This window comes from Actinomadura fibrosa, assembly GCF_900659615.1.
GTDB classification, from domain to species: domain Bacteria; phylum Actinomycetota; class Actinomycetes; order Streptosporangiales; family Streptosporangiaceae; genus Spirillospora; species Spirillospora fibrosa.
Map to the genome: position 1 here is coordinate 1 of NZ_CAACUY010000378.1, position 6,179 is coordinate 6,179.

The following is a 6,179-nucleotide window of genomic DNA, read 5'->3' on the forward strand; positions in this document are numbered from 1 at the left end:
AGCTCGGAGCGGGCGGCGGCCGCGGCCACCGGCGCGAGCGCGGCGGCCCGGTCGGCGAGCGCGGCGGCCGAGGACGCGTCCAGCGCGAACAGCTCGGCGTCCTGCGGCGAGTTCAGCACCGCGCGGGTCCGGTTGTCGACGCGGGTCCGGCGGACCGCCCGCGGCGCCTCGACCACCAGGTGGGTGTTGATGCCGCCGAAGCCCATCGCGCTGACGCCCGCGCGCAGCGGCGCACCGTCCGGCCACGCCTCGCCCTTGCGCAGGACGCGCAGCGCGTCGGCGCCCTCGCCGAGCAGCGGGTGCGGGCGCTCGCAGCCGGTGGTCGGCGGCAGCACGCCCGTGCCGACCGCCTTCACGCTCTTGATCAGGCCCGCGACGCCCGCCGCGGCCTTGGTGTGCCCGATGTTCGCCTTGATCGAGCCGACGGCGGCGGGGACGGAGCCGGGGGCCGCGCCCGCCGCGCGCCGCGCCTCGATCAGCGTCTCCAGCTCGGCGGCGTCGCCGACGGCGGTGCCCGTCCCGTGCCCCTCGAAGTAGGCGACCTCGTCCGGGCCGAACCCGGCGCGCCGGTACGCGCGGTCGAGCGCGAGCCGCTGGCCGTCGGTCTCCGGGCGGGTGATGCCGCCCGCGCCGTCGGACGACACGCCCCAGCCGTCGATGAACCCGTGCACCCGGTGGCCGCCCGCGACGGCGTCCTCCTCGCGCATCAGCACGACCATGCCGCAGCCCTCGCCCGGCCAGAACCCCGCCGACCGCTGGTCGTAGACGCGCATCTCCTCGACGGCGAGCGCGCCCGCGCGGGAGAAGCCGATCAGCTCCGTGGCGTCCACGCTGACGTCCACGCCGCCCGCGACCGCGAGGTCCATGTCGCCGCCCAGCAGCGCGTTGCACGCGGTGATGACCGACAGCAGGGACGACGCGCACGCGCCGTCCACGACGTAGCCGCCGCCGTTGAAGTCGAAGTGGTTGCAGATCCGGCCGGCGATCGTGTTGGACAGGCCGCCCGCCAGCGAGTCGCCGTCCGGGACGGGGAACGGCGCCTTGTAGGAGCGCTCCAGCTCGGCGAGGACCGCCGCGAGCCGCTCGTTCTCCAGGTCGCCCTTCAGCGCGTCCGCCACGACGCGGCGGACGTACGGCCAGCGCAGCCGCATCTGCGCGGCCCGGATCCCCTCGCCGGTCAGCGAGTTGCCGACGAGGACGCCGGTGGACTCGCCCGGCGCGGCGCGCCCCTCGGGGAAGCCCGCGTCGGCGAGGGCCTCGGCGGCCGTCTCCAGCGCCAGCCAGTGCGTCAGGTCGGCGTTGCGGAAGGTGGACCCGGCGACCTTGAACCGCACCCGGTCGAACTCCCAGTCGCGCAGCAGCGCGGCCTCGGTGATGTAGATGTGGTCGGCCGAGGCGCGGTCGGCGCTGTAGTAGTCGTCCAGCCGGATCCGCTCGTCCGGGATCCGGCGGAAGGACCGCCGCCCGGCCAGCACGTTGTCCCACAGCTCTTCCGGTGTCGAGGCGTCCGGGAAACGGCACGCCATGCCGACGATCGCTATGCGAGAGCCCATGAGATTCCTCCACAGAACTTTGCGGCGGGGGTATGGCGCGCATTTCCCGGTGACCGTTTTCAGGCATGCCGAATAGAACGGCGGTGCCCGCCGGGAAAGGGAGATGCACAGGACATCGTCGACCGTCGGGGAGGCGGCGGCAGACCGCGCGCGACCGCCGCCGACCTCACCAAGATCGCTTAAGTTACTCCACCGTAGGCAGCCCGCTCACCTGGCGTCAAGCGTTCAGGCGATCAATGCATGACAACTTTTCCCGGCCCCGGAACGGCCCGTTTCAGTGCCGTCATACCCGTCTCGATCATGATGGGCGGCGGTGCGCTCCTCATCACCGAGATGATCGGTTGACCGTTTTCTACACTCGCCTTTCACGCTTCGCGAGAAGGGCGCTGCCGACAGTTAGGACGCGCCACCTCAGGCACTCCTTCGACACTTTCCGTAGAACTGTCAACCACGTGCGGGCGCGAGGCGCGGGACGCGGGAACCGTCCGCGGGTGCCGTCGGCCGTACGTTCCGGCGGGGCGGTGTCACTCATCCAACCGCACACCCGGGAACCTCTCTGCTTTCTCCGGCCCCAATGGCCTCAGAAATGCGTACGGGAGTACGGAAAACATTGTATACGCATTATTGACGACGCTTTGAATAGCCGCTGAACGGGAAGTATCACGGGCAAGGAAAGACTATTCGGCGAAGGAGACCGTTCCCGTTCGATGAATCCGAGACTTCCCGGCGGCACCGCCGACAGGCAGCGGTTAGCCGTCGCGTAGGACCGCGCGGGCGCCCCGTGCCGCCACGGCGGCGCCGCGCGTCCGGCAGCACCGGGCCGGCACGGCCCGAAGGCGTCCCCGCGGCGGGACCCCGCGATCCGGGGGTCCGTACGGCCGGGCCGCTCCCCTCCGCCGCATGACGGCGTGCTCCCCCCAGCGATGACCGGTCCCACCCCGATCGGTTGTGCCCGGAAGGCCGCAACTTGTCCCGTCGCACCGCCCCCGCCGCATGGCTGGGCGCCCTCGTCCTGCTCGCCTCGATCACCCTGACCGGCCGGGCCGCCCCGGCCGCCGCCGCCCCCGGAGCCCCGGCGTCCCCCGCGTCCGCGCAGGCCGCCGCCGATGCCGCCGCCGGACCCCGCGTCGTCGCCGAGACGACCGTCGCGTCCCGGACCCTCGACCTCACCGTCCAGTCGCCCGCCCTCGGCGGCCGGGACAAGGTGCGGCTGCTCCTGCCGGCCGGCTGGTCCCGCACCGCGAACCGCACGTGGCCCGTCCTCTGGCTGCTCCACGGCGGCGTCGACGACTACACCGCCTGGACGCGCGACACCGACGTCGCGGCGCTCACCGCCGGCACCCCCGTCATCGTCGTCATGCCGAACGGCGGCGGCTGCGGCAACTACTCCGACTGGTGGAACTACGGGAACGGCGGCCCGCCCCGCTGGGAGACGTTCCACATGACCGAGATCCGGCGCATCCTCGAAAGGGACTACCGGGCCGGGACGGAACGCGCGATCGCGGGCAACTCCATGGGCGGGCTCGGCGCCATGCTCTACGCCGCGCGCTTCCCCGGCATGTTCCGCGCCGCGGCCGCCTACAGCGGATACCTGAGCACGCTCCTCAACCACAAGCCGGGCGACGACTCGACCGGCTGGGGGCCGTCCTTCTCCTGCCCGGGGACGGACTGGCGCCGCGTCTGGGGCGACCCCGACGACCAGGCCGCCGTCTGGCACGCGCACAACCCCTACGACCTGGCCGGCCGCCTCGCGGGCGTCCAGCTCTGGGTCGCCTGCGGCAACGGGAAGGCCGGATCGCTCGGCGGCATGCCGATCACCGACCCGGTGGAGTCCGCCGCCGACGGCAACGCCCGCTCGTTCGCCGGACGGCTGGACGAGCTCGGCATCCCGGTGACCACGCGCTACTTCGACGGGCAGCACAGCTGGCCGTACTGGCAGCGCGACCTGCACGAGTCCTTCCCGATGCTGATGCGGGCGATCGGCGCCCAGTAGGCGCCCGCGTCAGATCTCCCCGATCACACCGGCGCCGCTCGCGGGCGGCGCCGGTCCGCGCCATTCCACGAGCAGGACGGTGGCGCCGATCGGGTTCCCTATCCTTCGGAGGGCGGCTGATCGGCCACCGCCGACCGCCGGTCGGACGCGGGCCAGACGTAGGGGAGGTCGTCCGGCGTGCCGGGGAAGAGGGCGCCGTAGAACTCCCGGTCCTTCCGGACGAGCGCCGAGCGGTGGCTGAGGTGGAAGTCCGGGTCGCCGAGCCAGGGCGGTAGCTCCCCGGCCTCCGCGAGCTCCGCCTGCCGCCGGACCTCCTTCAGGCCGGTGGCGGACGTGAGGTCGGCGGCCAGCGTCCCCGCGCACGTGTCGGCCCGGCCGAGCTCGCACCAGCGGGCGCAGATGTCCAGGCCGTACCGGACGAGCCCCTCCTCGTAGCCCGCCCACATCTTGACCGCCGGATGGTGCCGCCACCCGTACCCCGGCACCGTCAGGCCGCGCAGGACCTGGAGCGTCTCGACGCGCTGCTTGCCGAGCCTGCGCGGGTCCAGGACGCCGGCCGTGGCGGCGAAGTCCTCGTACGGCAGGAAGGTCTGCACTCCGCTCCTCTCACCTCGTGTATCTGGTTGCTTACCCACCGACGCCGGGGAAGCACGGCAGGTCTTGGATCGTTGCAAGTAATGTGCCCATCACCGAAAGTCACTCTTTGCTGGACATCCGCCGTATCTACGTCGAACCCGCGGCGGCCGAACTGGCGCGCGGCAGGGAGATCCTCGGCCGGTTCCCGGACGCCGAGCTCGTCGAGATCGAGGCCCACAACCGCATCCCCGAGCTCTACGGGGACGAGCGGAACGTCGCCCGCTGGGTCCGGATCAAGACCGAGGCGCTCGTCCTCGGGGTCAAGAAGTCGCTGAGCGCCCGCCCGAACGGCCGGTCCAGCGACTTCATCGCGCCGTCCACCGCGAACGGCTGCGCGATGGCCTGCGCCTACTGCTACGTGCCGCGCCGCAAGGGCTACAGCAACCCGATCACGGTGTTCGCGAACATCGACCAGATCACCGGCTACCTCGCCCGGCACGCGGGCCGCCAGGGCGTCAAGCCGGAGCCCGACCAGGTCGATCCGCGCGCCTGGGTCTACGACATCGGCGAGAACTCCGACTGCTCCGTGGACGCGCTGGTCTCCGCGAACGTCCGCGATCTCGTGGACCTGTTCCGCGGGCTGCCGACGGCCAAGGCCAGCTTCGCGACGAAGTACGTCAACCGGGACATGCTGGACTGGGATCCGCAGGAGCGGACCCGGGTCCGCTTCAGCCTCATGCCCGCCGCCGACTCCAAGCTGCTCGACATCCGCACCTCCCCCGTCGCCGACCGCATCGCCGCCATCGACGACTTCGTCGAGGCCGGGTACGAGGTGCACCTCAACCTCAGCCCGGTCGTCGTCCGGGACGGCTGGCTGGACGACTGGGGCGAGCTGTTCGACCAGCTCGCCGACACTTTGGGCCCCGCGGCCCGCGCGCAGCTCGCCGCCGAAGTGATCTTCCTGACGCACAACGACCGGCTGCACGAGGTCAACCTCGGCTGGCATCCGAAGGCCGAGGAGGTGCTCTGGCGGCCCGACCTCCAGCAGCCGAAGCGCTCGCAGACCGGCGGCTGGAACGTCCGCTACCGCAACGGCCACAAGGGCCGCTACGTCGCCGCGCTCACCGGCCTCCTCGCCGAGCGCCTCCCCGGCTGCCGCGTCCGCTACGCGTTCTGATCACGCCGTCCGGGCGCACGTCCGTCACGACTTCTGCGGGGACGGGCTGCCGCCGGGCAGCAGGGCGGCGATCTCCGGCTTGAGCATCGGCAGGACGCTCGCGTACGGGGCGGTGAAGTCGAGGTTCCCGCAGCCGTCGCTGCCGCCGTGCAGCCACGACAGCTCGAACCCGTCCGGCGTGAAGAACGCGCTGAGCCGCGGCGGGTCGGTCTCCATGCCCTCCGTGGTCGACCCCTTGCTCGGGAAGAAGTCGGCCCGCTTGAACCGGCCGTCCAGCGTCGCGCAGTCGGCCCACTTCCGCCCCCGGCCGACGCGCTGCTTGACGAGCGACTGGAGCCGCGCCACCCCGGCGGACGTCAGCGTCTCGGGGCGGAACACGTCGGTCGCGGTGAGCCGCTTCCCGGTGCGCAGGTCCACGGTGACGACCTCGCCGCCGGGCGAGCCGTCCGCCTGGCGGCACCAGTCGTTGTTCATGAAGTAGCGCACGGACGCGAGGCGCGGCCCGCGCAGGCCCGCCCGCGCCTCCGTCGAGACCGTGACCGGGACGCCGTTGCACGGCAGTTTCCGGGCGCCCTTCCCGATCGTGATCAGCCGGTCGAGCGGCGCGCGGAGCGTCTGGTTGACCCGCCGCTCCAGCGCGGGGTCGCCGAGCCCGCTCACCCTCATGTACTGCGCGCCCGTGACCCGCACGTTCCCGATCGTCTGCGTCTCCGCCGCCATGGCCACGTTCGCGACGTTCGCGACCGGGCGCCGCGGCGGCTCCTTCGTGTCCCTCGTCGCGACCACCGCGGCCGTGGCGCCCGCGGCGACGACCGCGGCGCCCGCGACGGCGAGCGTGCCCTTGCCCGCGGCCGTGGCGAGGAAGCCCTTGCTCGCGGCC

Annotated in this window: 5 protein-coding genes; 2 read left to right on the plus strand and 3 right to left on the minus strand. The window is 72.7% G+C overall.

What is annotated here, in order from left to right:
• On the minus strand, positions 1–1,553 hold a 1,553-nt coding region (locus tag E1300_RS46540; protein ID WP_131763669.1), incomplete at its 3' end, for a beta-ketoacyl synthase N-terminal-like domain-containing protein.
• 967 nt (positions 1,554–2,520) lie between these two features.
• Here E1300_RS46540 and E1300_RS46545 point away from each other — a divergent pair.
• A complete protein-coding gene (locus E1300_RS46545) occupies positions 2,521–3,546 on the plus strand; it encodes an alpha/beta hydrolase (protein ID WP_278045440.1) in 1,026 nt (341 codons plus the stop codon).
• Positions 3,547–3,644: 98 nt separating this feature from the next.
• Here E1300_RS46545 and E1300_RS46550 read toward each other — a convergent pair whose 3' ends face one another.
• Complete coding sequence (locus E1300_RS46550; protein WP_131763670.1) at positions 3,645–4,142, minus strand: MSMEG_6728 family protein; 498 nt, start codon at positions 4,140–4,142, stop codon at positions 3,645–3,647.
• Positions 4,143–4,249: 107 nt separating this feature from the next.
• On the opposite strand from E1300_RS46550, the gene E1300_RS46555 reads away from it, so the two are divergent.
• Entirely contained in the window at positions 4,250–5,299 is a 1,050-nt protein-coding gene (locus tag E1300_RS46555) for a spore photoproduct lyase family protein (RefSeq protein WP_207400386.1), read from the plus strand.
• 24 nt (positions 5,300–5,323) lie between these two features.
• Here the strand turns inward: E1300_RS46555 and E1300_RS50970 are convergent.
• On the minus strand, positions 5,324–6,179 hold an 856-nt coding region (locus tag E1300_RS50970; RefSeq protein WP_165503309.1), incomplete at its 5' end, for a hypothetical protein.